The 2,721-nt window shown below is 28.7% G+C and carries 3 protein-coding genes and 1 pseudogene; all 4 read right to left on the bottom strand.

From position 1 onward, the window contains the following. Nucleotides 1-91 (bottom strand): annotated as a pseudogene (locus tag E6248_RS15165) (ATP-dependent Clp protease proteolytic subunit); the annotation flags it as partial. Nucleotides 92-253: 162 nt separating this feature from the next. Then, nucleotides 254-1,537, bottom strand: coding sequence for a trigger factor (gene tig / locus E6248_RS15160; RefSeq protein ID WP_316341607.1), 1,284 nt, complete (start codon nucleotides 1,535-1,537; stop codon nucleotides 254-256). A 107-nt stretch (nucleotides 1,538-1,644) separates the two neighbouring features. Further along, on the bottom strand, nucleotides 1,645-2,439 hold the full coding sequence (locus E6248_RS15155; protein WP_316341606.1) for a hypothetical protein: 795 nt from the start codon (nucleotides 2,437-2,439) through the stop codon (nucleotides 1,645-1,647). Nucleotides 2,440-2,513: 74 nt separating this feature from the next. Further along, on the bottom strand, nucleotides 2,514-2,693 hold the full coding sequence (locus E6248_RS15150; protein WP_316341605.1) for a hypothetical protein: 180 nt from the start codon (nucleotides 2,691-2,693) through the stop codon (nucleotides 2,514-2,516). Nucleotides 2,694-2,721: the final 28 nt, after the last annotated feature.

The raw sequence follows: 2,721 nt of genomic DNA, 5'->3' as shown, positions 1-2,721 counted from the left end.
TTATTATTCTATCTTTTAATAATCTTGAAAAAATATCGTAAGATCTTTCTCCCCTACTTGTTTGTTCTACTACCATAGGAACTAAACTCATTTCATTCCCTCCTTCTCTTAAATTACCTTCTTTTATTATATCCATATTAATAAAAAACTAATTATATAAAATTTTATTTAATTTGTTAATGGATATTAGAAAGAATTGCCAGAAATAAATTCTGACAATTACTTAAATCTACTATTTATTATTTTTTAAAAACTATTTATTGTTTTCTAATAAGAAATTAACAGTTTTTTGAACTTTAACGTCTGAAGCTAAAGCTGCTCCTTGACCGTTTATTAATAACTCAATCATTTTTTCGTCTTCACCAGCTGAGTACATCTTTGCAACTTCTACAGCTTTTTCTTTTATTTCTTCTTCAGTTGCTTCTATATTTTCAGCCTTTTCTATAGCTTCTAATACTAAGTCAGTCTTAACCTTAACTTCTGCATTTTCCTTCATATAGTCTCTCATCTTAGCAGCATCTGTTCCAGTTAATTCAAAGTATTGATCTAAAGTTAAACCTTGATATTGAAGTCTTTGTTCTAAGTTTTTAACCATAGAATCTATTTCTTTTTCTACCATAACAGCTGGTATTTCAACTTTAGCATTTTCAGTTACAGCCTTAAGAACTGCTTCTTCAAATTCTCTATCAGCTCTTTCAGCATTCGCTATTTCTAATTTCTTAGTTATATCAGCTTTTAAATCAGCTAATGTTTCGAATTCTGAAGTTTCTGTAGCAAATTCATCATCTATTTCTGGTAATTCTTTCACCTTTATTTCTTTTACTAAAACTTCAAACTTAGCTTTCTTATTATTTAATTCTTCTTTGCCGTAGTTTTCAGGGAAAGTAACATTTACTTCAACCTTATCTCCAGCTTTTGCTCCAACTAATTGATCTTCAAAATTATCTATGAAAGTACCTGATCCTATTTCAAGTGAATAGTCTTTCCCTTCACCGCCTTCGAAAGCTACATCATCAATAAATCCTTTGAAATCTATTACTGCTGTATCTCCAGTAGCTACTTCTCCATCTTCTTTAGTTTCAATTCTAGCATTCTTTTCTTGCATTTCTTTTAACTTTAAGTTTACTTCTTCTTCTGTTACTTCATAAGATGGCTTTTCAACTTTTAGTCCTTTATATTCTCCTAATTCAACTTCTGGATAAACTGTAACTTCTGCAGTATAAACAAAATCTTTACCTTCTTCAGCAGTTACTATATCTATGTTTGGATAATCAACAGGAGTTATGTTATTTTCTTCAAGCACCTTTGAGTATGATCCTTCAATAGCAAAGTTTACTGCATCTTCCATTAATACTCCTACTCCATAGTATTTTTTCACTATAGCCATAGGCACTTTACCTTTTCTGAATCCAGGTACATTAAAAGTTTTAACATTTTTATTATAAGCTCTCTTTATAGCATCTTGAAACTTATTAGCCTCAACTGTTATTTCGAACTTAACAATATTTTTCTCTATTTTTTCCATTTTAGCTTCCATCGTATTCTTTCCTCCTAAAATAGTAAGATACTATCATATTTGATATAACTACGTTATTATACCATATAACATTAATTACTTTCAAATATTTGTTTATATAAGTTTTCTTAATTTATCAAATCACCATTAGAGTTAACATATTTAATATTTCCATCTATTGTTGCTTCTAATCCTTTTTCTTTAATTTCACCAAATTTAATATCTTTTCCCTTTGAGTTCCATAGAGTTTTATGACTATTATCATTTAAGTCAACAACCCATATATATTTATTTAAATCAGTTCCAAAGTAAGGAAGATTAGTTATATAAGCAACTTTTGTATCAGAAATAAATTTAGCTTCTACATTCCATATATATCCACTATATGTTTGAAGAGTAGTTTCTTTATTAAATATTTCTCCATTTGGAGCCACATACTTATCCTTAGTTATGCTTGCTTCTTTACCTTCAACATTGAAGACTTTCATTTCTTGAATTTCATCTATAGTTAAAATTAGATTTTTATTTGGATTAATTGAGTAATAAATATTGGAAGGTATATCTTTTATCCCCTTAAACTTAATCTTACCTTCAACTTCTTCATACTCAGCCTTTAAGGTAACCCCTTCTTTTAATTTAAGATCAATAGTTTTAGCTTCAGGTTCCTTAGGTGCTTCTTCAACAACATCATTTTGAATATCGTCATTTAATTCTTCATTATTATCATTGTCAGTATATTCTTCTTCATCAATCCAATTTTGAACTTTTGATTTTAAAGACTCCATATTTATGTTATTCATAGCAAGCTTCATAAATAATATTCCAACAACAACTAAACCTAGTATTGACAAAGCAATAATATTTCTTCTTCTTTTTCTCATTTTTTTCTCATAATCCCTGCTGAATATGCTAGGTTTCCTCACACCTAATCCCTCCTACGCTATGTTTAAATTTAAAAAGTATTTACTTTTTGTATCTTAAATAAAAGTCTAATAAATTATTTTCTTTTGCTTGCACAGCCACATGATGATTTTCCACCCTTAGTACTGCAGCAACCCCCACATTTTAATAGACCATAATCTCTTAATTCGGCAACTGTTAGCTTAGCTTCATTTTCGCTGTAAGCTTCATATTCTGGCGTAGATTTTAAAATATCTTCAGCCCTAAAATTTGTCATTATAATCACCTCAACTTATATTATATAC

The sequence above is a fragment of the Clostridium sp. genome (assembly GCF_032552055.1).
Classification (GTDB): domain Bacteria; phylum Bacillota; class Clostridia; order Clostridiales; family Clostridiaceae; genus Clostridium.
Note: the sequence above shows the minus strand (reverse complement) of the source record. Positions and strands in the feature narration are given on the sequence as shown.